The organism is Chryseobacterium sp. BIGb0232, assembly GCF_024810195.1.
Taxonomy (GTDB): domain Bacteria; phylum Bacteroidota; class Bacteroidia; order Flavobacteriales; family Weeksellaceae; genus Chryseobacterium; species Chryseobacterium pennae.
In genome coordinates this window covers 30,570-53,151 of record NZ_JANUEH010000006.1, presented here as the reverse complement: position 1 = coordinate 53,151, position 22,582 = coordinate 30,570, and the positions used below count along the sequence as shown (strand labels likewise).

19 protein-coding genes and 1 riboswitch are annotated in these 22,582 nt (G+C 36.9%); of the genes, 6 read left to right on the top strand and 13 right to left on the bottom strand.

Annotated features, from left to right (window positions below; genetic code table 11):
- Nucleotides 1-88: 88 nt before the first annotated feature.
- The 4 genes from M2372_RS14905 to M2372_RS14890 form a co-directional block, all read right to left on the bottom strand.
- Nucleotides 89-1,387, bottom strand: a complete 1,299-nt coding sequence (locus M2372_RS14905) for an APC family permease (protein ID WP_123321032.1) — start codon at nucleotides 1,385-1,387, stop codon at nucleotides 89-91.
- Nucleotides 1,388-1,394: 7 nt separating this feature from the next.
- Nucleotides 1,395-3,839: a TonB-dependent siderophore receptor gene (locus tag M2372_RS14900; protein WP_123321031.1), complete on the bottom strand. Its 2,445-nt coding sequence runs from the start codon at nucleotides 3,837-3,839 to the stop codon at nucleotides 1,395-1,397.
- A gap of 93 nt (nucleotides 3,840-3,932) precedes the next feature.
- A riboswitch (SAM riboswitch) is annotated at nucleotides 3,933-4,037 on the bottom strand.
- 98 nt (nucleotides 4,038-4,135) lie between these two features.
- The gene (locus M2372_RS14895) at nucleotides 4,136-6,970 is read right to left on the bottom strand and encodes an alpha-amylase family glycosyl hydrolase (RefSeq protein WP_123321030.1); all 2,835 of its coding nucleotides are present in this window, start codon (nucleotides 6,968-6,970) and stop codon (nucleotides 4,136-4,138) included.
- A gap of 197 nt (nucleotides 6,971-7,167) precedes the next feature.
- Nucleotides 7,168-8,196, bottom strand: coding sequence for a T9SS type A sorting domain-containing protein (locus M2372_RS14890; RefSeq protein WP_123321029.1), 1,029 nt, complete (start codon nucleotides 8,194-8,196; stop codon nucleotides 7,168-7,170).
- A gap of 99 nt (nucleotides 8,197-8,295) precedes the next feature.
- On the opposite strand from M2372_RS14890, the gene M2372_RS14885 reads away from it, so the two are divergent.
- Nucleotides 8,296-9,213: an AraC family transcriptional regulator gene (locus M2372_RS14885; RefSeq protein WP_123321028.1), complete on the top strand. Its 918-nt coding sequence runs from the start codon at nucleotides 8,296-8,298 to the stop codon at nucleotides 9,211-9,213.
- Nucleotides 9,214-9,306: 93 nt separating this feature from the next.
- Here the strand turns inward: M2372_RS14885 and M2372_RS14880 are convergent, their stop codons facing one another.
- Both M2372_RS14880 and M2372_RS14875 read right to left on the bottom strand, forming a co-directional pair.
- Nucleotides 9,307-9,591 carry a hypothetical protein gene (locus tag M2372_RS14880; RefSeq protein ID WP_181575077.1) on the bottom strand — a complete coding sequence of 95 codons (285 nt, stop codon included), beginning with the start codon at nucleotides 9,589-9,591 and terminating at the stop codon, nucleotides 9,307-9,309.
- 170 nt (nucleotides 9,592-9,761) lie between these two features.
- On the bottom strand, nucleotides 9,762-11,369 hold the full coding sequence (locus M2372_RS14875) for a fumarate hydratase (protein WP_123321027.1): 1,608 nt from the start codon (nucleotides 11,367-11,369) through the stop codon (nucleotides 9,762-9,764).
- Nucleotides 11,370-11,564: 195 nt separating this feature from the next.
- Between M2372_RS14875 and fumC the strand changes: the two genes are divergently transcribed.
- Entirely contained in the window at nucleotides 11,565-12,959 is a 1,395-nt protein-coding gene (fumC, locus tag M2372_RS14870; RefSeq protein WP_123321026.1) for a class II fumarate hydratase, read from the top strand.
- 71 nt (nucleotides 12,960-13,030) lie between these two features.
- Here fumC and M2372_RS14865 read toward each other — a convergent pair whose 3' ends face one another.
- From M2372_RS14865 to M2372_RS14835, 7 genes are all read right to left on the bottom strand, one after another.
- Complete coding sequence (locus M2372_RS14865) at nucleotides 13,031-14,680, bottom strand: DNA repair protein RecN (RefSeq protein ID WP_123321025.1); 1,650 nt, start codon at nucleotides 14,678-14,680, stop codon at nucleotides 13,031-13,033.
- A gap of 476 nt (nucleotides 14,681-15,156) precedes the next feature.
- On the bottom strand, nucleotides 15,157-15,330 hold the full coding sequence (locus tag M2372_RS14860) for a hypothetical protein (RefSeq protein WP_165852180.1): 174 nt from the start codon (nucleotides 15,328-15,330) through the stop codon (nucleotides 15,157-15,159).
- Nucleotides 15,331-15,470: 140 nt separating this feature from the next.
- Nucleotides 15,471-16,376: a DUF4835 family protein gene (locus M2372_RS14855; RefSeq protein ID WP_123321024.1), complete on the bottom strand. Its 906-nt coding sequence runs from the start codon at nucleotides 16,374-16,376 to the stop codon at nucleotides 15,471-15,473.
- A 36-nt stretch (nucleotides 16,377-16,412) separates the two neighbouring features.
- Complete coding sequence (gene coaBC / locus M2372_RS14850) at nucleotides 16,413-17,618, bottom strand: bifunctional phosphopantothenoylcysteine decarboxylase/phosphopantothenate--cysteine ligase CoaBC (protein WP_123321023.1); 1,206 nt, start codon at nucleotides 17,616-17,618, stop codon at nucleotides 16,413-16,415.
- A gap of 126 nt (nucleotides 17,619-17,744) precedes the next feature.
- Nucleotides 17,745-18,068, bottom strand: coding sequence for a DNA-directed RNA polymerase subunit omega (locus tag M2372_RS14845; protein WP_034681463.1), 324 nt, complete (start codon nucleotides 18,066-18,068; stop codon nucleotides 17,745-17,747).
- A gap of 42 nt (nucleotides 18,069-18,110) precedes the next feature.
- Nucleotides 18,111-19,106, bottom strand: coding sequence for an outer membrane protein assembly factor BamD (locus M2372_RS14840; protein ID WP_115969714.1), 996 nt, complete (start codon nucleotides 19,104-19,106; stop codon nucleotides 18,111-18,113).
- Between the two features lie 103 nt (nucleotides 19,107-19,209).
- A complete protein-coding gene (locus M2372_RS14835) occupies nucleotides 19,210-19,839 on the bottom strand; it encodes a TetR/AcrR family transcriptional regulator (protein ID WP_066693165.1) in 630 nt (209 codons plus the stop codon).
- Between the two features lie 96 nt (nucleotides 19,840-19,935).
- Here M2372_RS14835 and M2372_RS14830 point away from each other — a divergent pair, with 96 nt between their 5' ends.
- The 4 genes from M2372_RS14830 to M2372_RS14815 all read left to right on the top strand — a co-directional run bounded on the left by M2372_RS14830 (nucleotide 19,936) and on the right by M2372_RS14815 (nucleotide 22,572).
- The gene (locus M2372_RS14830; RefSeq protein ID WP_123321022.1) at nucleotides 19,936-20,562 is read left to right on the top strand and encodes a TatD family hydrolase; all 627 of its coding nucleotides are present in this window, start codon (nucleotides 19,936-19,938) and stop codon (nucleotides 20,560-20,562) included.
- The gene (locus M2372_RS14825) at nucleotides 20,555-21,280 is read left to right on the top strand and encodes a ThiF family adenylyltransferase (protein ID WP_115969712.1); all 726 of its coding nucleotides are present in this window, start codon (nucleotides 20,555-20,557) and stop codon (nucleotides 21,278-21,280) included. The genes M2372_RS14830 and M2372_RS14825 overlap by 8 nt, the downstream gene beginning before the upstream one ends.
- Complete coding sequence (gene rnpA, locus M2372_RS14820; protein WP_115969711.1) at nucleotides 21,280-21,651, top strand: ribonuclease P protein component; 372 nt, start codon at nucleotides 21,280-21,282, stop codon at nucleotides 21,649-21,651. Before M2372_RS14825 ends, rnpA begins: the two co-directional genes overlap by 1 nt.
- Nucleotides 21,652-21,969: 318 nt before the next feature.
- Nucleotides 21,970-22,572: a DUF4126 domain-containing protein gene (locus tag M2372_RS14815; protein WP_115969710.1), complete on the top strand. Its 603-nt coding sequence runs from the start codon at nucleotides 21,970-21,972 to the stop codon at nucleotides 22,570-22,572.
- Nucleotides 22,573-22,582: the final 10 nt, after the last annotated feature.

The following is a 22,582-nucleotide window of genomic DNA, read 5'->3' as shown; positions in this document are numbered from 1 at the left end:
TTTGAGCATTAGGGATCAAGGGAACAAAACGGCAAAAAGATACATTTACAAATGGGTCTATCAGCTTCTGTATGTTTTCAATATTCCTTTAAATTCCTTTGGAAAGTCTTCTGTCTATCCAGTATAAAATAAGTCCTACTGCAATAATTCCCAGCCCTATTAAACTTTCTTTAGGGTTATGAATAAAGGTAAAATAAAGGATATAGAAACTGAATAGAAGAAAAACGGTAGGAAAAATATAAAAGGTATTGGATTTAAATATCTTTCTATCTTTCTTTTTAAGAAAGTACACCGTTGAAATCGCCAAACTTGCAAATAATTGAAGGATAAAAGCAGTATAAACGAAAATTTCTTTGAAACTCCCGGTTAGGATAATGATCGTAGCAATCACTGCATGGGCAAAGATGGCTCTTACCGGAATTCCTTTTTTATTTCCTACTGAAAGAGGCTTCCAGATACGGGTTTCTTTTGCAAAAGCCTGCGTAAGCCTTGATCCTACCCATAAATATCCACTAATAGTTGCAATCAGCTGTAATGCGATAAAAATATTGACGATTTTACCAAAGGAAATCCCAAGCATATTCACGGCAACTTCTCCCATTACATCCTCCTTACCTGCCAATTGATTTACCGGAGCATGTTTCAGCATAATATAATTGACAAGAATATAACTTACTGTGACAAAGACAGTTCCTATAATCAGTGATTTGGGAAGATTCTTCTGGACATCTTTTATTTCCCCGGCAATATAGGATGCCGAGTTCCATCCGGTATAGGAATAGGTAACGAAAACCATTGAGGTTGCAAAGGCGGGAAGCATAATTTCATTCTGCCAGCTTTCACTAAAGTTAAGACTGTTACCGGTCTGAGGAGATTCTGATAACCCAATACCCAGAATCACAAGCACAATGATAAAAGCTATCTTGATCAATGTGAAAAAATTGTGAAACCTGCTTGAAGTTTTTAAGCTAAAGGACAAAGTGATAGCAACCAAAAATATAGCACCAATAGCAAAGCCATTTCCAAAGGAATAATCAAATACGGAAAGATATTTTGACATGGCCAGTGCTGCCAGCGCAACAGGTGAAGAAAATCCTATTATCAGGGAAATCCAGCTTATCAGATACCCGAATAAAGGATGATAGGTTTCTTTAAGATAAATAAAGTCGCCACCGTTTCCTTTAAAATGAGATCCTAATTCCGCATAACAGAAAGCCCCGAATAAAGCCAGAACACCTCCGATTGCCCATAACAGAAAAATACTGTAGGTATTGGTAATATCGGATAACTGAAAGCCCAGGGTAGTAAAAATCCCGGTTCCTATCATATTAGAAACGACAATGGCAGCAGCTGTTTTCCAGCCGATCTGATGTGAAGCAGTACTCATTTACTTATTAAAAATTAAAATTAAGCCTTCCGAAGAAATAACTCCCCAGCGTTCCCATCTGAACCGGCGCATATTTGAATACTCCATAGTATGAATTTTTATAGGTCTGAAGATCCGGGAAGACATCAAATACGTTATTCGCACCTACAGTAAGGTTGATATTTTTTGTGATATCATATCCCACACTCACATCTGTAACCGCTTTTGGAGAAAACTCCTGAACGATTCCGAAAGGGAAGCCATCTCTTATTACTTTACCAAAGTAGGTATTTCTTACGAGAAAATTGAGCTTTCCGATTCCATAGGTAAGTCCTAATGAAGCTTTTGTCTTGGGTGATAAGGTTTCAATAATATTAATCTGATCCGGACCAAAGAATTCATTCTGAGGAGTTTCTAATTTATCAGGAAAGTGAAAGTCTGTAATTTTTGTCTCTGTATAATTTCCGGCAAGATTGATATTTAAGTTTCCGCCACCAAGTTTCCAGTCATAGGAAACAACTACATCTACTCCTTTCGTTTCGGTATCAACTGCGTTCGCAAAGAATCTGCCACTTTCTACCGCATTTCCTTCTCCTACCACTGAAATATCAGATAATCTGGAGTCTGTAATGTTACTGGTAATTACTATTCTGTCTTTAACTTTAATGATATATCCGTCTACCGTAATGAAAAGCCCTTTAGCAGGTTTTAAGGTGAATCCCACACTTCCGTTTACTGATGTTTCCTGTTTTAATTTATCAAATCCCAGAACCTGTGCAGCGATGCTTTCATTATTAAAAATCCCTTTTCTTACAATACCATCTCCTGAAGTGGAGATATCGGCATAAGAATTATTAAAATACTGCTGCTGAAGTGACGGAGCTCTGAAACCTGTTCCTACTGCCGCCCGCACCGCATAGTTTTTCACAAACTCGTATCTTACTGCTAACTTTCCATTCAGGGTATTTCCGAAGTCTGAATAGTTTTCAAACCTTGCAGCAGCATCAATATTCAGTTTTTTATCCAAATCATAGGAAACATCAGCATATACTGCTGTTGAGTGCCTGTCTTTTTTCAAAGCATTATCCGGTGAAAAACCAATAAAAGATTGTGAACCTCCTGCTCCGATCACTTTAGAATCTTTTGTGGCAACATTTCCGCTCTCATCATATTGGGTATAGGAAGCTTCATCTCCCGCTTTGATCTGATACTGCTCAAACCTGAATTCTCCCCCAAAGGCAATATTGAAGTTCTTTATCTTCTTTGAAACGTCAAGATTAACGGTATTTTGCAGAAAACTGTGTGCCCCTGCGTAAAAACGGGTGGGAGATTTTATTCCCAGAGAAGCATTATTGGTATTGCCAACATTGTAATTGAATGTATTGCTTCCGAATGTATTACTCAGATCAATCAGCCAGCTGTTGACATTATATTTAGCACCCACAGCATAAGAAATATCATAAATCTGAGAATTCAGGACTGCCTGAAAACCGTTGGGGTAGATTTCTTTCACAATATTAAAACTTTCATTCGGAAGCCTTCTGAAGCCATATCCTTTTCCTTCTTTAATACTGAAACCACCAAAGGAATAGAATTTAAAGTTATCATTCAAAGGATATTCTGAATTGAAAAACAATTGCCCCTGTCTGATTTGTGCGTCTCCGATCTGGAAATTAAAGTCATCTCTTGTCAATCCTCTTTTTCTGATCTCATCATCATCATTTTGTCTTGCAACATCCGGATTATCTGCAAATTCATAGGCAAAATTATTCCCGTAAATATCAAGATCATGATTTTGGGTTCTCGTAGTTTTTCCTCTGTGGCTTAGCTGCAATGAAAGATTGATAAACCCATCATTTTTACCCAAAGAAGTTCCATAATTCACTCCCGCCTGGTAAGTATCCCCATCATTTCTTCCACTTAATCCATAGGTTAAGCTTGCGGAAGCCCCTGCATTCTTTTTTAAAATAATATTAATTACTCCTGCGATGGCATCAGAACCATATTGTGCTGCAGCACCATCTCTTAACACTTCAATTTTTTCAATGGCAATGACAGGAATAGTACTTAAGTCCGTTCCTACAGATCCGTTCCCTACTGTATTCTGATAATTGACCAGGGAAGTTGTATGCCTTCTTTTCCCATTAAGCAATACTAAAACCTGATCCGGCCCCATACCTCTTAATGTTACCGGATCAATATGTTCCGTCCCATCAGAAGCCGATTGTCTCACAGAATTAAATGAAGGGATCACATAATTCAGGAGATCCTGAGCCGTCATTTGTGGAGATGATTTCTGAATTTTATCAATATTGATCACATCTACAGGAACAGGTGTCTCCAGCTTTGTTCTTTTGACGTTACGGTTTCCGACGATGATAATGTCTTCGATTTGTTTTCCTTTTTCCTCCTGCTCCTGGCCAGCAACCAAAATTGTCCCTATCAGTAATACAGCGGTGCTTAATTTTTTCATCTTTATTCTTGCCAATTAAAATATTCTTCCACAGATTATACTGCAGATACACAAGACTTCAAGAAATGGAATTCATATAAGAAATATTGACTTCACTTATCTCCCCATCGGGTTGGAATTAGCACCTTTACACTTTTGGAATCGTGTAGGTTGCTAAGGTTTCATTGGGCCAAATCCCTCCACCTTTCTTGATAAATCTAGTGCAAAGGTAGACTAATTTTTCAAATCTGCAAAAATTGAAGAATCACCCAAAAGAAAAAAGGCAAATCTGCAGGTCTGCAAATTTGCCTTTGTATTTATTTGACAATCATCTTTTGAATAGCCACTCCGGTTTCTGATTTCAGATGAACCAGATAGGTTCCCCGTGGATAATTAACCTTCAGCTCATAGTTTCCGTTTTCTTTATCCAGTTTGAATGCGTCCAGTTTTTTACCACTCATATCGAAAATAAGAATTTCTCCATTTTTAGCTTTATTAAAAATTAATTTTGCAGAGCCATTTTTAATGGGGTTATCAGCAATCTGAAGAGATAGTTTGTTGGTAGCATTCACATCAGAAGTAGATAAAGTTCCGGCAGAATTTCCAAAAATTCTGAATTCTCCTGGCTGTAAAGTAATCGGAGCAATTGTAGAGCTAATATTTGAAAAGGTATCATCCATCAAATTTTTCCATTGCCCAACGTAAGGGAAATAAGGAATTACATTTTGTACAGAAGTGGAATAATTGGCAAGAACTACTACATTTTTCATTCCGTTAATAGTGTTGTCATAGACATAGATTCTCGTGATCAATCCATCCGGATCGTTGGCCAGATTATTTGATTCTATACTGTATGTTTTTGATTTGAATACAGGGTTGGTATTTCTGATATCGATAATCTTCGACCAAGTATCATAAACTGCTTTTCTATTGGCATCAGTATCATATCCTAAGGTAAACGCAACAGGCTTTTCATCAGTTCTACAGCCGTTGTTGATGCTTCCATCCGCACACCTGTTGATACTGAATTCATAACCCAGCTCTCCAAACTGCCAGATCATTTTTGGACCGGGAATGGTAAAGAATGTTGCTCCGAATGTTTTCATTCTTTCTAAAGCCGTATTCAAGTTCTTCACACTGTAACTTCCATTAACAGCTCCATAAGCCAGGTTTTTAAACATCAGTCTTTCTTCATCATGACTCTCACCATATCCTACTGCACGCATTTCTGCAAAACCATGAAGATTGTGATTCATACGGTCGTAACTGCTGTTTTCTTTATATCCCATTGTATTCTGATTATAGGGTTCTGTCTGTTTATTCCAAAGCATTACTCCTTTTCCTTCTGCTACTCTATAATTTGCCCATTGCTGTTCTTCCTGATCTGTTCCCAGATGTTCAAATATCATATAAGAATTAGGGTCAATTGCCCATTGTTTATCCGCATAATTCTTCATAATATCCACTCTATCCTGCTGATAGGCATTGGTACAGTTTTCATCGTTTTCAGAACAGTTTTGGGTGAAACCTTTCGTTAAATCCCAACGGAATCCATCAATATGATATTCTGTGAGCCACTGCTGAAGACATCTTTCAACGTAATATTGAGTTGAAGGACTTGTATGGTTAAAATCATTAAAAACATTATAAGAATGTTTCGGAACCTGATTAAAATAAGGGTTATTAGCTGCCACATCACCGTAACCATCACCGTCCGGATCTATATTCCAAAGTCTCGCCAAGGGAGAACGTCCTGTTGCATGGTTAAAAGCGACATCAAGAATGACAGCAATCCCATTCTGATGGCACAGATCAACAAATTCTTTGAATTTCTCCGGCGTTCCATAAGCTTTATCTAAAGCATAATGAAAAGAAGTATTGTATCCCCATGAAAGGTTTCCGTCAAATTCCATAATCGGAAGCAATTCAATGGCATTGATCTTTAAGTTTTTTAAATAAGAGATTTTGTTGATCAGGGACTGCCAGTTTTTTTCCTGTGTAAAATCTCTTAGCAGCAGTTCATACACCACAAGATCTTCCTTTGCAGGTCTTTGAAAATTGGTCGCCTGCCAGTTGTAAGGAGTCTGCCCTGTTTTGAATGTTGAAACTTCAAAACCCTGTCCGGCTGGAAATGCAGGAAGATTAGGATAAGTGGAAGCTGAAATCCACTGATCATCATAAGAAGATAAAATCTGAGAAGAATAAGGATCAGCTACTTTTCTCAAATCATTAGTCCTGTACTGAAATGTATAAAGCTGCTGTGCAGTCAATCCGTTCAGCTCTATCCAGTAAAGATCCGGGTTGGCAGTATCCCGTTTCATCAGGTAGGTATCATTCACCACCCAATTATTGAAACTTCCGATCACGTGAATAAAGTTTTTGTGAGGTGCATAAAGAGCTAATCCAACTTTAGTCTGATCTGCCGGATCATAATTTATTCCCTGTCTGATCCAGTTCGGAATGGCTTCAGAAACCACATTTCTGGGAACCTGCAACATGAATGTCGCATTTTTAGAAAGGCTTCCTTCCATAGCAACAAGTTCCATATTACTATCCTCTGAAACTATATAATTGTAAGAATAAGACTGAGAGGATGTAGATGTAGAGTTGACTACTGCTCCGTTGGCTTTAAGCTGGAAAGTAGCATTCACATTCGTTGTTGCAGTGATATTGATTGAATTTCCTGCAGGAACTGTTGTAAGGCTATTTGCTGTAGGATTGGTCAAACTTAAGTTCAGGACTCCTACATTGACAAAAATATCGGGTGAAGTCTGATGTAATCCGGTTTTATCTTTTAATAAAAATCCAAACCTTCCGATTCCTGTTCTTCCAAAAAAAGCAGTAGGCGTCAATGTCAGAGAATAGGTATCTGTTACATCATTATAAGTAAGCTTATTTAAATCATTAGAATTATTCCAGCTTCCGTTGGTTGGACAATCCTGACTGTTCTGATAATTGGTATCGAATGACCAGGACCAGATATAAATTGAATTATTGGTTACTCCCCAGGCTGATTCATCTATCTGATCACCAGGAACTGTAAGGGTAACTGTATCTGTTTCATTAAACGGATTGGGTGAAACCGTATAGTTAATCTGCCCAAAAACAACCATTGTAATGAATAGTAAAACAACGGAATAGAAATTTTTCATATCTTTATTTTTATCGAATATAATATTAATTTTTCTTCACCATGAGGAATTTATTCTATTTTAAGGAAAGAAGTATCAATAAATCATAAAAAAGGCCCATGAAAAAATTCCATGAGCCTTTCAATAAAAGTAATTGTAATGAACTATTGTATGTAACGGAAATCAATCAGATATATTGATTTAAATGTTAAAAAAAATTAATTTTTCATAATTTTCTTTACCACAGATTCTCCGTTCTTTAATTTTAATTCTATCATATATAAGCCTGAGGGAAGATTATTCATATCAATCTGATTATTTGAAAACGAATTTCCTAAACTCTGCCCAACGGCATTGATTATCTTTATTCCTTCAATCACAGAATCACTTTTAACGGTAAGGATTCCTTTTACCGGGTTTGGGAAAACCTCAACAGTCTTTTTCTTGAGATTGATATCTGAAGTTCCTAATTCTGATGCTACTTTCATACATCTTACTGAAGCCCCCTGTCCTCTTGGAGCTCCTGCAGAGGCATTCGTCACCGTAGTTCCTATATACAGATATTTCCCTCCAATTCCCGTAGGAGTAGAACTCCAGAAGTATCCTTTTTGCCCGGCAGAAGTAAAACCTCCATCTGAGGAACCACGAAAACCTCCCATTGGTAATTTCAAATTTCCATCATAGGCTTTTGAAGGTGAGTGAATTCCCTCTGCCTGAACAATATCTGCCCAATCTGCCTGGGTAGGTAATCTCCAGCCATCACCTATTGCCATACATGGATCAACTCCAACAGTCTCTGTTATTTCTGAGAACCCCGTACCTGTCCATTGATCACTAAGTCCATTCGTTGACCACCACGCAGGAGATCCTGTAATAAAAGAACTTCCCTGTAAGCCATCCGGAGAATTGACAGAAGGAGCTGAGGTTGTGGAAGATGTTCGCAATTGATGCCCGTCATCCCATCTTCCCCATTGAAACAGATCCCCGTATGATTTTTCGTCATCCATAGATTCTGCAACTCTTTCACTTCCTAAGTTTTGCTGAAGCCAGATATTTCCATCCGCTGACCTTACTGTAGTATAAGTGATTGCTTGCCCATGATAAGTAAAGCTCACACACCCAATATCACCAGGATTACCTCCAGGATTTGTATTAGTACAGGTTTGCTGGGCATTCAATGCACTTCCTGTCAACAGCAATATCCCTATTCCCAGATTTCGCACTGCAAAATATAAATCTTCAATCATTAATATTATTTTTATTTATTCTAAATTTAATTTAATTTTGCACAAAAGTACCTTACGTAATTAATTCCGGGTTATCATTTCCCAACTTTTAGTTATCCTATGAAGCGTGCTTTAAGTGGTACTATGGCTGTAAAAGAGTGTTGTATGGGGAATCAACCGAAAAATGAAATTGTGTTCAGTTCTGAAAACATTGAAATCGTCGTTCAGAACGCACCAAATGCAGAAAGGTTTTCAAAAACGGACCTTTTAGAAAGGACATCAGGTTTCAATCTCCTTTTTTTATTAAGTCCGGATATTCATCTAAAGGCTCATAACTGTGCTGAAGCATTCTTATTTAACAAGAATCAGTATATTCTTTACTATTCACCTCAGAAAAGTAAGGCAGAAATATGGACAGATAGTGATGAGCAACTGAAATACCTTCATATTCAGCTTCAATATCAATATATTTCAAATCTTATCAACCCGAAATCTAACAGAGAAGGTGAGGAAATTCTGAAAAACATGATCCATAATCACTTTATCTTTCTTCAGGAAACTACACCTCCTACCATGACTGTTGAAATGCATATCATTGTAAAGGAGATATTAAGCTATTCTAAAAAGGGAGTGATGCAGAAACTATTCATTGAAGCAAAGATCATCAAGCTCCTTATCCTCATTTTTGAACAGTTCAATGAAGAAAACAGAATGGAGGCAACTTCAAAAACTCCCGAAATGATAAAAAGATTCATTGATGAAAATTATCACCGGAATATAAAAGCAGAAGAAATCGGAAAGCTGATCGGTATAAATCAAAACCTTATCAGGAAGGAATTTAAAGCGGAATATCACACAACGATTGCCCATTACATTTCTGAACTCAGAATGCTGAAAGCCCGAAAACTTATTACAGACAAAGACATTATGATAAAAGAGATTGCCATTGAATGCGGCTATGAATACCTGCAGAATTTCACCAGGGCCTTTAAAAAGAAGTTTGGAATATCACCGGAACATCTTAGGAACAATAAATAGAAAAACCGCTTAAAAAAATTAAGCGGTTTATATATGTTGTTTTGCTTTGATATTACTTTTTCAGAATTCAGGTGAAAAAGCAATGACAATCAATTAATGATGATGTCCGTGATCGTGAAGGAAAGGTCCGTTTCCTTTAGGCTGGCTATAGATAGTCTCTACACCTTCCTGCTCAGTAATAAGCTTTCTTCTGATATCTTCAGGATCGAAAGGCTTCACTTTTCCGAAGTACTCTTTCAAACCTTCAGTTAGCCACATTGGGATTACTAATCCGAAGAACATAAAAATACACCAGAACCCTACTAAAAACATAGTAATGAAAAATACTGTCCAAAGGAACTGGTAGAACGGCCAAAATGCTGATAAAATAGTTATCATTCTCTTAAAGATTTTAGGCAAAAATAAAGCTTTTTTCCTTTTTACACAAAAGATACTGGCTCTATTTTTTAATTTATTTTAATTCTATATAGATTTCAAGCCTATGAGACAGGAGATTTAAGACTTATACAACATCTTATATCTCCACTCTCAAGGTCTTTTTATTCTGATTAATGGGCAAGGTCAGCGAAGAAATCATTTCCTTTATCATCAGTAATGATGAACGCCGGGAAGTCTTTTACTTCGATTTTTCTTACTGCTTCCATTCCCAGTTCAGGGAAGTCTACTACATCTACAGATACAATATTATCTTTTGCCAGGATAGCTGCAGGTCCACCGATAGATCCAAGGTAAAACCCTCCGTATTTGTTACAGGCATCAGCAACATCTTTGCTTCTGTTTCCTTTTGCCAGCATAATCATACTTCCTCCATGACTCTGGAATTCATCCACATACACATCCATTCTTCCTGCTGTAGTAGGCCCGAAACTTCCTGAAGCCATTCCTTCCGGTGTTTTTGCCGGCCCTGCATAATAGATCGGGTGGTTTTTGAAATATTCGGGCATTGGTTTCCCACTGTCGAGGATTTCTTTAATCTTAGCGTGAGCAATATCTCTTGCTACGATCAAAGTTCCGTTAAGTTTTAATCTTGTCTTAATAGGATATTTTGAAAGCTCAGCCAGTATTTCAGGCATTGGCTTATTCAGATTAACTTCAACCGCTTCTTCAAGATGTGGTGGTGTAGCTGGTAAAAATCTTTTTGGATCCTCCTCCAATTGCTCAAGGAAGATACCCTCTTTTGTAATTTTTCCTTTGATATTTCTATCTGCTGAACAAGAAACGCCCATTCCTACCGGACAAGAAGCAGCGTGTCTAGGAAGTCTGATTACTCTTACATCATGTGTAAGATACTTTCCACCAAACTGTGCTCCGATAGCACTTTCCTGGCAGATTTTCTGAACTTTGGCTTCCCATTCAAGATCTCTGAATGCCTGACCTGCTTCATTACCTTCAGTTGGAAGGTTGTCAAAATATTTTGCAGAAGCTTTTTTTACAGCGGCTAGGTTCGCTTCAGCAGATGTCCCTCCAATTACTAATGCTAGGTGATAAGGCGGGCAGGCAGCTGTTCCAAGATCTGAAATCTTTTCTTTGACGAATTCTTCCAGAGATTTCTCGTTCAGTAAAGATTTAGTCTTTTGATACAAGAAAGTTTTATTTGCAGAACCTCCCCCTTTTGTTAGGAATAAGAATTCGTAATAATCTCCTTTTTTAGCATAGATATCGATCTGTGCCGGAAGGTTTGATCCTGAGTTTTTCTCATCAAACATCGTTAAAGGAACAACCTGAGAATATCTTAAGTTTCTTTTTTGGTAAGTATTGTAGATTCCACGGCTTAAGAATTCACCATCATCCACTCCTGTGTATACATTTTCTCCTTTTTTACCCATTACAATTGCTGTTCCTGTATCCTGGCAAGAAGGAAGTGCTCCTTCAGCCGCTACTGCAGCATTTTGTAACAAGTTATACGCAACGAATCGGTCATTGTCGGTAGCTTCAGGATCATCAATGATTCTTTTAAGGCTTTCCAGATGGGAAGAACGCAACATGAAAGAAACGTCTGCCATAGCTTCTTCAGCCAATAGTTCCAATCCTTTTGGGTCAACTGTTAAAATTTCTCTGTCACCCAGTTTTTCAACCTTTACATAATCTGATGTAAGCTTTTTATACACCGTATCATCTTTCTGAATTGGATACGGATCCTGATATCTAAAGTCCATTCAATTTTTTGTTTGTACAAAAATACGGCTTCCTTTAAAAAAAGATGAGCAAAATCAGTCATTAAAATTGATATTTATAATGATTATAAATTGCGAGTTTTTGAGTTTATAAGTACCTTTATGCTAATCCAATAATGAATCCATAAAAGGTAAAAATGGCTTCAGAAGTAAAAAGACTATAAAATTTCAACCACAATGAATTACAGAATAGAAAAAGACACCATGGGAGAAGTGCAGGTACCTGCAGATAAGCTTTGGGGTGCACAGACAGAACGTTCAAGAAATAATTTTAAAATTGGTCCTGAAGGATCTATGCCTCACGAGATTATTGAAGCTTTTGCTTATTTAAAGAAAGCAGCAGCCTATACCAATGCTGATCTGGGAGTGCTTCCTTCCGAAAAAAGAGATATGATCGCTAAAGTTTGTGACGAAATCCTTGAAGGAAAACTGAATGATCAGTTTCCTTTGGTCATCTGGCAGACCGGTTCGGGAACGCAGTCCAACATGAATGTGAATGAAGTGGTTTCCAACCGCGCCCATGTTAACAATGGCGGAACTTTGGGAGAAAAATCTGAAATTCACCCGAATGATGATGTGAATAAATCTCAGTCATCCAATGACACTTACCCAACAGCCATGCATATTGCTGCTTATAAAAAAGTAGTAGAGGCAACCATTCCGGCGGTTGAAAAATTAAAAAATACCCTTGCTGAAAAATCCCAAGCCTTCAAAGATGTGGTAAAAATCGGAAGAACTCACCTGATGGACGCGACTCCACTTACATTGGGACAGGAATTCTCCGGTTATGTTGCCCAATTGGAATTTGGATTAAGAGCTTTAAAAAATACCCTGCCCCACCTTTCTGAGCTTGCATTGGGAGGTACCGCAGTAGGCACAGGTTTAAATACCCCGAATGGTTATGATGTAAAGGTTGCTGAATATATTGCAAAATTCACCAATCATCCTTTTATCACTGCAGAGAATAAATTTGAAGCATTAGCCGCACATGATGCGATCGTTGAAAGCCATGGTGCTTTAAAACAACTTGCCGTTTCTCTATTCAAGATAGCTCAGGATATCAGACTATTAGCATCGGGGCCACGTTCCGGAATCGGAGAGATCCATATTCCTGAAAATGAGCCGGGATCATCCATCATGCCCGGAAAAGTAAACCCTACTCAAAATGAGGCTCTGACAATGGTTTGTGCTCAAGTTCTAGGAAATGACACTGCCATTTCATTTGCCGGAACTCAAGGGAATTATGAGCTGAATGTTTTCAAACCGGTAATGGCTTACAACTTCTTACAATCTGCACAACTTATTGCTGATGCATGTATTTCATTCAATGACCACTGTGCTGTAGGTATTGAGCCAAATCATGAAAGAATTAAAGAACTTGTAGATAAATCTTTAATGCTGGTAACGGCCTTAAATACTCATATCGGATACGAAAATGCTGCAAAAATTGCGAAGACTGCTCATAAAAACGGCACAACTTTAAAAGAAGAAGCTATTAATCTTGGTCTTCTAACTGCTGAACAGTTTGATGAATGGGTAAAACCTGAAGATATGGTAGGAAGCTTGAAATAATTTTAGAAACATAGATTAAATACCAAAACGCCCCGGAAAATTCCGGGGCGTTTTCTTTATTTTGATTAAGGCTATCCTATTAATTCTTTTGCCTGGGCAAGAGCTGCTTCAGTAATTTTGCTTCCTGAAAGCAACTGAGCAATTTCATTCAGCTTTTCTTCATCACTTAAAGAAATGATGGTAGATTGGGTTTTCCCTGCAATATCCTGTTTTACCACTTTGTAATTATCATTTCCTTTGGCTGCAACCTGTGCGAGGTGAGAAATAACGATCAGCTGCATATCTTCAGACATTTCACGCATAAGATTTCCAATTTCTTCGGCTACTTTTCCCGAAACTCCGGTATCAATTTCGTCCAAAATCAATGTGGGTAATTCATCACTTTCTGCAATGATCTTTTTCACCGCCAACATTACCCTTGATCTTTCTCCTCCGGAAATGGCTGTTTGGATTGGTTTTAAAGGAAATCCTGAGTTCGCCTGGAATAAAAGCTGAATATTTTCCTTTCCAAATTGGTTAAATTCTTCTGCATCCTGCAATTCTATATCAACTCTGGCTTTTTCAAGTCCCAGCTTTTTAAGTAATCCTTCTGCTTTTTTGATGAAGACAGGAACATTTTTCTTTCTGTTTTTGGAAAGCTTTTCAGCAAGAACCTGAAGGGATTTTTCTTTCTCAGCAATATTTTCTTCGGTTTCAATGATTTGTGCTTCCAACTCTGAAGCTCCTCTTTGATCTCCTGCCAGTTCATTTCTGATTTCGATCAGTTCATTGATATCTGAAACATTATGTTTAAGGAATAAAGCATTGATCTTATTATTCAGTTCAGTAAGAACAAGAAGGTTTTCCGGATTGATCTCCAGTTTTTCTGCTTCATGTTCAAGTTCAGAAATGATATCTTTCAAGTCTACAAATGAAGTTTCAAGTCTTTGATCCAGCTCAGCAAAACTGGTGGAAATACCTGCAATTCTGGAAAGTTTAGCTTTTGCCTCATTGAAAAATGAAAGAATTCCTATTTCTTCCTGATGAAACCTCGAAAGGATCTGGCCTACATTTTCAGAAATCATCCCTGCATTTTCCTGAATGGATAACTGATTTTGAATATCTTCATAGTCTACATCATCAAGCTTCAATTCTTCAAGCTCGTTGAGTAAGAAATCTTTATAGTCACTTTCTTTATTGGTCTCTGAAAGTTGTGTTTTCAGCTTTTTAAGTAAGGTATTAAGATTCTGGAATGCTGAAAATGCCTGTTGATAATCATCGATAATTTTTTTATTTTCAGAAAGCCCGTCTATAATTTTAAACTGATATTCTGAAGTAAAAAGATTGGAAGTTTCAAACTGGGAATGAATATCAATTAACTGAGAAGACAACTCTTTCAGGATATCCAGTGTTACCGGTACATCATTGATAAATGCCCGGGATTTCCCTGATGGCAATATTTCTCTTCTGATGATGGTTTGCAGTTCATAATCCAGATCGTTCTCAATAAAGAATTTCTTGAATTGATTGTTCAATGCAAACTCCGTTTCTACAACACTTTTTTCTTCTGCTTTTGATATGGATTTCACATCTGCTCTTTCTCCCAGAATAAGACGCAGTGCACCCAGAATGATGGATTTTCCAGCTCCGGTTTCTCCGGTAATTACCTGAAGACCGTTATTTAATGATACATCAAGGGTATCAATCAGGGCAAAATTCTTAATGTAAATTCTTGAAAGCATGGATAAACGACGGGTTACTTTAAATGCAAATATAGAACTTTAGAAGTCAGTATTCAATATCTAAGAATAGCAAATCCTGTGAAATTTTTAAATCTCCATATTGAAACAGGGAAAACCTGAATCAGTCTCAAAAGTCCGGAGATAATATTGTTTGTATTTATGGAATTTAATTTGACATACAGTTTTTAGCATCTTAGCTCATATTCTTAAGGAAAGATATATATCCACGAAACATCTTAGCTTCCTAAAATAAAACGTTTGAATCATCTTTCTTTTGCAGTTGATCCAGAAACCTTACCATTAGAGATCCTGAAACAACAATCTCACCTACCTAATAAACATATTAAAAAAAGTAATCCTTAAAGCTATTTGAGGCCCTTGAGGATTACTTTTAAGAATTACAGCCAACGACGGATACAATTCCTGTCTTTATATAGCATGATTGAGATCACGTCCATGCATCTCAATACAAGATTTTAAACCATGCAGGTACAATCTCTGTTAGGAGGATAATACCCTACACACGTTCTTACACCGTCTTGAGTTGCCCACATGCAGCAGCCACTACATCCATATGAGATTGGGCCACTACCTAGAATGTTTTTTTGCTGATCTCTGGTTAATTTTTGTACTTTGATTTTAGATTTCATAATATTAAGATTTGGTAACAATTAAGTATTATAATAACAAATATAGAAAACAATATCAAATACACATAAAAAAACCAAAACATTTACCCTATAAAAACAATAAATCTATTTCATGCATCCCTCTTCGCACAGCAGAAATTCTATGACTTCCATTTATTCCACTTACCATCAATATTTTTTGGTGAAAGAATAATCATGGTCTGCTTCAGATCATTAAGAATAAGCCCACCATTGTTTCCGGAATTGAAAACATTGAAGATCTCATCACTCTTTGTATCCATGAAAAGATTGAAGAAAAATCCTTGCTGGAAAGAGTTTTCATATGTTTTAAGCTGCATCAGACCATCAAAGATCACTTTTTTAGCAGGAGTCTGGTCCTGGCTGAAAAGATTATCCATTCCGGATCTGTGATAAGTGTACATAGTAGATCTCAACTGGTTCCAGTTTGGATTCAGAATTTCGTTGATCAGTATGGTACGGCTTCTAGGTTCATTGACGGTATTCCAGCCATCATAATTTCTGTTCTGAGAATTCTGAGCGATCTGTTGAGCTTTTGAAAACCATTGAGTTCCTCCCATAGACTGGAAGCTGTCTGCATCATAGCCCAAAATAAGATAAATATAGAAGCTTATTACATCGGTAAGGTTTTTCCCGGAAAACTGTCTCTCATTGAAAATAAGGTTTTCATTTTCAATATATTCGAAACTGAACCTCTGATCCTGAAGATTCAGTAAAGGAGATTCATATGTTGTATTATACACCGGCCGTACTGCCTGTATTACAATGGTTCCCTTGAATTTGTTTACATCTCTTTCAGCAATGACAATGGAAAACCCACATTTGATCTTTTCAAAATTCTGTAATTTCTTTCCTGTCCAGCTGGTATTATTGATAAAATCTCTAAGGCTCTTTTCCAACGCTTTAAACGCCTGCTGGTTACTTCCTCCTATCTGCTGGGAGTTCACCTGAACGGTTGCTAACAACTCCTGGGAAAAACCAAGATTACAGATAAATAACAGAAAAAATAAACTTATAATTTTTTTCATTGTCTATTAAAAATTGAGAACGGAAATTTATTAAAATTATTTTAAAAGCTGAGATTCAACAAAGTTGAGAATATCTTTTGCCACATCCCCTTTCGACTTCAGGTCAAATTCTCTTTTCTCTGTTTTGGTGAATATCTTGATTTTATTGGTATCGTTTTTAAAGCCTGCTCCTTCATCGCGCAAAGAGTTCAGTACAATCATATCAAGATTTTTCTTTTCCAGTTTTCCTTTGGCGTTTTCTTCTTCATTCTGTGTCTCCAAAGCAAAACCTACCAGAAACTGATGGGTTTTATTCTCACCCATCGTTTTAAGAATATCAGGATTTTTCACTAATTCGATTGTAAGATTTTCATCATTTTTTTTAATCTTCTCTTTGGCAATATCCTTTGGTGCATAATCTGCTACCGCAGCACTTGCAATACCAATATCGATTTTATCATAAAATTCAAATACTTTGGCAAGCATTTCTTTTGCAGAGGTCACTTTATGCAGTTCTATGCTTTTATCGGTAAGGGTTTGAGAGCTTGGTCCCGAGATCAGAATAACCTTTGCCCCTCTTTTTGAAGCTTCTTCAGCTAAAGAGAATCCCATTTTTCCGGAAGAATGATTTCCGATGAACCTTACCGGGTCTATGGCTTCATAAGTAGGACCAGCAGTAATTAAAACCGTTTTTCCGTCAAGACTTTTCTCAACGGTATGAGCTGAAAAATAATTCTCCAGGGTACTAAAAATAGTTGCCGGCTCTGCCATTCTTCCCTGCCCGATCAGGCCACTTGCCAACTCTCCGCTTTCAGCAGGAATGATAATATGTCCATAATTTTCTGCCAGTTCTAAGTTTTTCTTTGTGGAAGGATGTGCATACATATCCAGATCCATCGCCGGCGCAATAAACACCGGGCATTTTGCAGACATGTAGGTGGCGATAACAAGATTATCGCACATTCCGTGAATCATTTTGGATAAAGTATTGGCTGTACAGGGAGCCACGATCATCACATCTGCCCATAAAGCCAGTTCTACATGGCTGTTCCAGGCTCCGTTATCCCCATAAAAATCGGAATAAACAGGTTTTTTCGATAGAGTAGCCAAACTGAGTTTGGTTACAAAATGTTCTGCATCGGGGGTCATTATCACCTGTACTTCAGCTCCTTTTTTCACAAAGTCTCTTATCAGAAAGTGAGCTTTGTAAGCCGCAATTCCTCCAGAAACAGCGATCAGGATCTTTTTACCGGAAACACTCATTTAGCTTTAATTTTTTTGAAATACTAAAATACTTATTTTTTACCACAATCAGGGTTTTAAAACACCAAAGGTCATAAAAGAACTTAATTCCTTTATGACCTTTGTTTATAAAAAGACAGATGATGATTACTTTCTTTCTTCTGTTTTTCTGAAATACACGTCTTCATTTAGCCACTCTTCAATAGCAATTGAAGTTGGCTTAGGAAGTTTTTCGTAATGCTTAGAGATCTCAATCTGTTCTCTGTTTTCGAAAACTTCTTCTAATGTAGAATTGTGAACGGCAAATTCATCTAATTTGTTGTGAAGTTCCGTACGGATCTCCGCATTGATCTGCTCTGCTCTCTTTCCCATGATAACAATAGCTTCATAGATTGAACCTACTTTATCTTCAATCTTATCTTTATCGTAAGTGATAGTATTTACTTCTGCTTTTGTATCTTTTACACTCATTTTGAGAAAATTATTTTTATTTTAAGATGGCAAATTTACGAATTATCTTTTAATTTTGAAAGTCGCTGCAGGTGGAGGGGTCTGAAGTGCTGCACTATCCCTCTGCATCTGCTTTGCCTGCTTTTCGTTGCTAATCTGATCTTTAATCTGCTGCTCTTTTTTATTCTGGCTTTCAAGCTTTTCAACCTCTTTTTTCTGTTTGGCAGTTAAAGTTGCAATTCTTGCTTCTGTTTCTTTTTTAACAACTACAAAATTTTGCTTTTCTTTTTCCAGTTTTACTCTCAGATCAGTTGCGGTCTTAGAGTATTCTGTATTAGGAATTTCTTTTTCAACCATTCTCACGTAAGTCAATGCGCTTTCAATACGCTCATCCTTAAGACTATAAACTGACTTTAATGCCAACTCATAACGTGACTTCATGATATAATCATAAATTTTCGGACGAAGTTTTGTACCCGGGAAATCTTCCAATACATTTTCCAAAGCAACATTAGCAGCTTTGTATTCTCCCATTTTAAAGTACTGTCTTCCGTTTTCATAAGCTTTGAACTCTAACTTGTATGAAAGCTCATCGATAAGCTGAGTAATATTTTTTGATCTTTCTGAATTCGGATAGTTATTCAGGAAGTCCTGAAGCTCATTGATCGCCAGTTCTGTACTCGACTGATCCAGGTTGTAATCCATAGATCCCTCATAGTAACATAATGCAGACATATAAGCCGCTTCTTCAGCTCTTGGGTCTTTTGGAAAGTTAACAGCAAAGTTTTTAAACTGATGCCCAGCCAGTTTGTAACTTTTATCATAGTAATTGGCATAAGCTGTATTGAAACCTACGTTAGGGAAATCATCCGTTCCTGCTACAAGGTTCGCAAGTCTGTCATAAAGAGCCAACGCATTTTTCCACTTTTTCTTGGCGAAGTTTTCATTGGCGGCTTTTAAGATAAAATCTTTATCAGCACTCTTCATTGCTCTTTCCTGCTGGCTAGCACATGATGCCATCACTGCTACAGCGAAAAGACCTAAAATATATTTTTTCATATAAAAAGTTCAACAGTTTTCGGATTATACAGCCGATTTACTAATTTGCAAAAATATAACTTTTTTGTCAATAGATTTTTTTTTATGAATATTTAACGTAATTTTAGTCTGCAGCGTATCCTAAAATTGCAAAAACACTTAATAAAAGATTCATTCTCACTTTCTTTTCAGCCTCTTTTGCATAGGCTTCTTCGTTTTTGCTTGGTACGTAAAGTTCATAAAAATTTTTATTCCGGATCACAAATAAGGTAGAACCAATAATCATCGTAAGAATATCTTCCGGCTTTGGGGTAAAAGTAAACACTCCGGAGGCTACTCCTTTTTTAATGACTTCATCCAGTTTTTTTACAAACAGCTGGTAAAAATCCAGCAATTCGTCTTTTAAATTCTCTGTATGACGGAGTTCCTGAGTAACAAACCCATGAAAATAATTGTATTTGAACAGCTGGGAAACAATATATTTTATCATTTCGCGCATCTGCATTTCGGGCTTTCCTTCCTTAATGGTATCCGCAAATTCTGAAAAATTTTCCCTGGTCTTCAATACTCTATACTGATAGAGATAAGACATCATTTTCTCCTTGGAACCGAAGTAATAGGAGATCATAGCGACATTGATATTAGCCTTAGAGCAAATATCCCTTACAGAAGTTCCCTCGTACCCTTTCTTTGCAATCAATTCTTCTGCAATGTCCAGGATGTGAATCTGTTTTTCAGTAAATTTTTTTTTCATGAAGTGTACTTTGAGTAAAGTTAAGAAATTTTTAACACATTTATAAACGATCGTTTAATAATTTTATATTAATTCCAAATAGTCGTATTTTTGAATATGAAATTTTTTGATTTTCATCACCATAAAAAAAACATCAGAAATGGAATTTACAATTTGGATATTGAACAAATTCCACCGGACTTCCCTTATTCAATAGGAATTCACCCGAATGACATTGATATTGCGGATATAGACCATCAGATGGTATGGATGAAGGATATGATGTTTCAGAATTGTTTTGCCATTGGTGAATGTGGCCTGGATTCTTTGGTACCAACTGATCAGAAAATTCAGGAGGAAGTCTTTTTACAACAGATTAGGATTTCCAATGAAGTAAAGAAACCTGTTATTGTACACTGTGTCAGAAAATTTTACGAAGTGATTTCTTTTAAAAAAAAGGCGGAACAACCTATGATCATCCATGGTTTTAATAAAAAACGGCAAATTGCAGAGGATCTTCTGGCCAATAATTTTTATCTGAGTTTTGGAAAAGCTGTTTTGTATAATTTATCTTTGCAGGATATTTTAAAAACTACTCCCTTAGACAAATTCTTTTTAGAAACTGACAATGAAGATTTTGAGATCGAAGAATTGTACCTGAAAGTTTCGGAAATAAAAGGAATTTCTTTGGATGATCTCAACGAACAAATTTTAGAAAACTTACACACGATAAAAAATGGATAAATACTGGCTGGAAAGAACAGAACTTCTCATTAAGGAAGAAGGTTTGGAAAAATTGAACAAAGCAACTGTTCTTGTTGTAGGATTAGGAGGTGTTGGTTCCTTTGCTGCTGAATTTCTGGCTAGAGCCGGCGTAGGGAGTATGACAATAGTAGACGGTGATACTGTAGATATTACCAATGTAAACAGACAGCTCCCTGCTCTAAGGTCCACTGTTGGAAAACATAAAGTGGAAGTTGTTGCTGAAAGGCTGTTAGACATCAATCCAGATCTTAAATTAACTAAAATCAATGAGTTTCTGAATCCTGAAAGAATGGATGAAGTAATGGATTCTTCTCCATTTGATTATGTGTTGGATTGTATAGACAGTGTGACTCCAAAATTAAGCTTAATTATAGCTGCTAAAAGAAAAAAAATAAAAATAATAAGCTCAATGGGAGCTGGTGGAAAGACCGATCCAAGTAAGGTATTGGTGAGAGACATCAGCAAAACCGAGCATTGCCACCTTGCAAGACAGATAAGAAAAAGGCTGAGAAAAGTAAAAATCGACAAAGGGGTACGTTGTGTTTTTGCCAACGATATTCAGGATGAGGAAAGTCTGAAAATGACAGACGGAACCAATTATAAAAGATCTTTTTATGGAACAATCAGCTATATGCCTGCCATTTTTGGGCTTTATGCTGCCGCTGAAGTGATTAATCATTTACTGAAACAAGATTAATGCAGAATTCCAGATACCCCAGGGCGGAAAAGCTCAAAAAAAATACAGAGATCAGCTTGCTTTTTGAAAAGGGTAAGTGGAAAACTTCCGGAAATCTGAGAATTATTATTCTGAAAGACAAACCTACTCTCCCGGTAGAAAACGGAAAGCTTGGTGTTTCTGTTTCTAAAAGATATTTTAAAAAAGCTGTTCACAGAAACCGTATCAAGAGGTTACTGAGGGAATGTTATCGATTGAATAAGGATTTATTTAAAGAAGCTTTTGGAGAAAAGACTATGGCAATGCTGTTTTGGGTTTCTTCTGAGATGCCTCCAAAATTTCAGGAAGTGGAAGCACAATTTATCAGGCTTTGTGAAACGCAGAAAAAGTAATTTTAATCTGACAGATTATTCATTTAATTACTTATCTACAATAGAAATCTGTGAAAATCTGTAGTTAATATTTCTCACAGATTTCATTCTTCATTTTATTTTTTCTCACCACTGATAACACAGATTGGCACAGATGATTACGGATACAAGTTTCTATAAAGTCTATATTTCACAGACTTTGCTGATTATTCAAATTTATTCTTGTGAAGCGTTTGAAGTTTATACTTCGTAATCCCATTCCCAAATCTCCCCTTACAATCCTTCAAATCTCGCATACTTTTTGTATTTTTATAGGAAACAATAAATCTGAAAATTAATATGTTAGATCAAGTTCCCTATCTTTCGTATGTCATCAGTGCATTCATTGGCATTGGATTGTCAGCAGCCACAGGCTTCAGGGTTTTTCTTCCCATGTTTGCCGTTAGTCTGGCGTCTTATTTTCACTGGATTCCAATGAATGAAAATTTTGAATGGCTTGCGGGCTTGCCCACATTAATCACCACAGGTATTGCGACAGTGGTTGAAATTCTGGCGTACTATATTCCTTTTATTGATCATTTACTGGATACGGTCTCCATTCCGATGGCTACAGTGGCCGGCTCTGTTTTATTTGCCAGTCAGTTTGCCGAACTGGGAACATTTCCGCAATGGGCCCTGGCTTTAATTGCGGGTGGAGGAACGGCAGCTACCATCAGCTCAGGTTTCGCAGGAATACGGGCTGCTTCTACGGCAACTACCGGTGGATTGGGTAATTCTGTAGTAGGAACTACCGAAACAGCAGGAGCTGGCATTATGACCATCCTTGCCATGGTAGCGCCTATTATAGCCGCCGTTCTGGCTATTATCTTATTGTTTTTGGTAATTGTCTATGGAAGGAAAGCATGGAGAAAACTTAGGAACAAAAAAGTGCCCTCAAATTAATATAAAACAA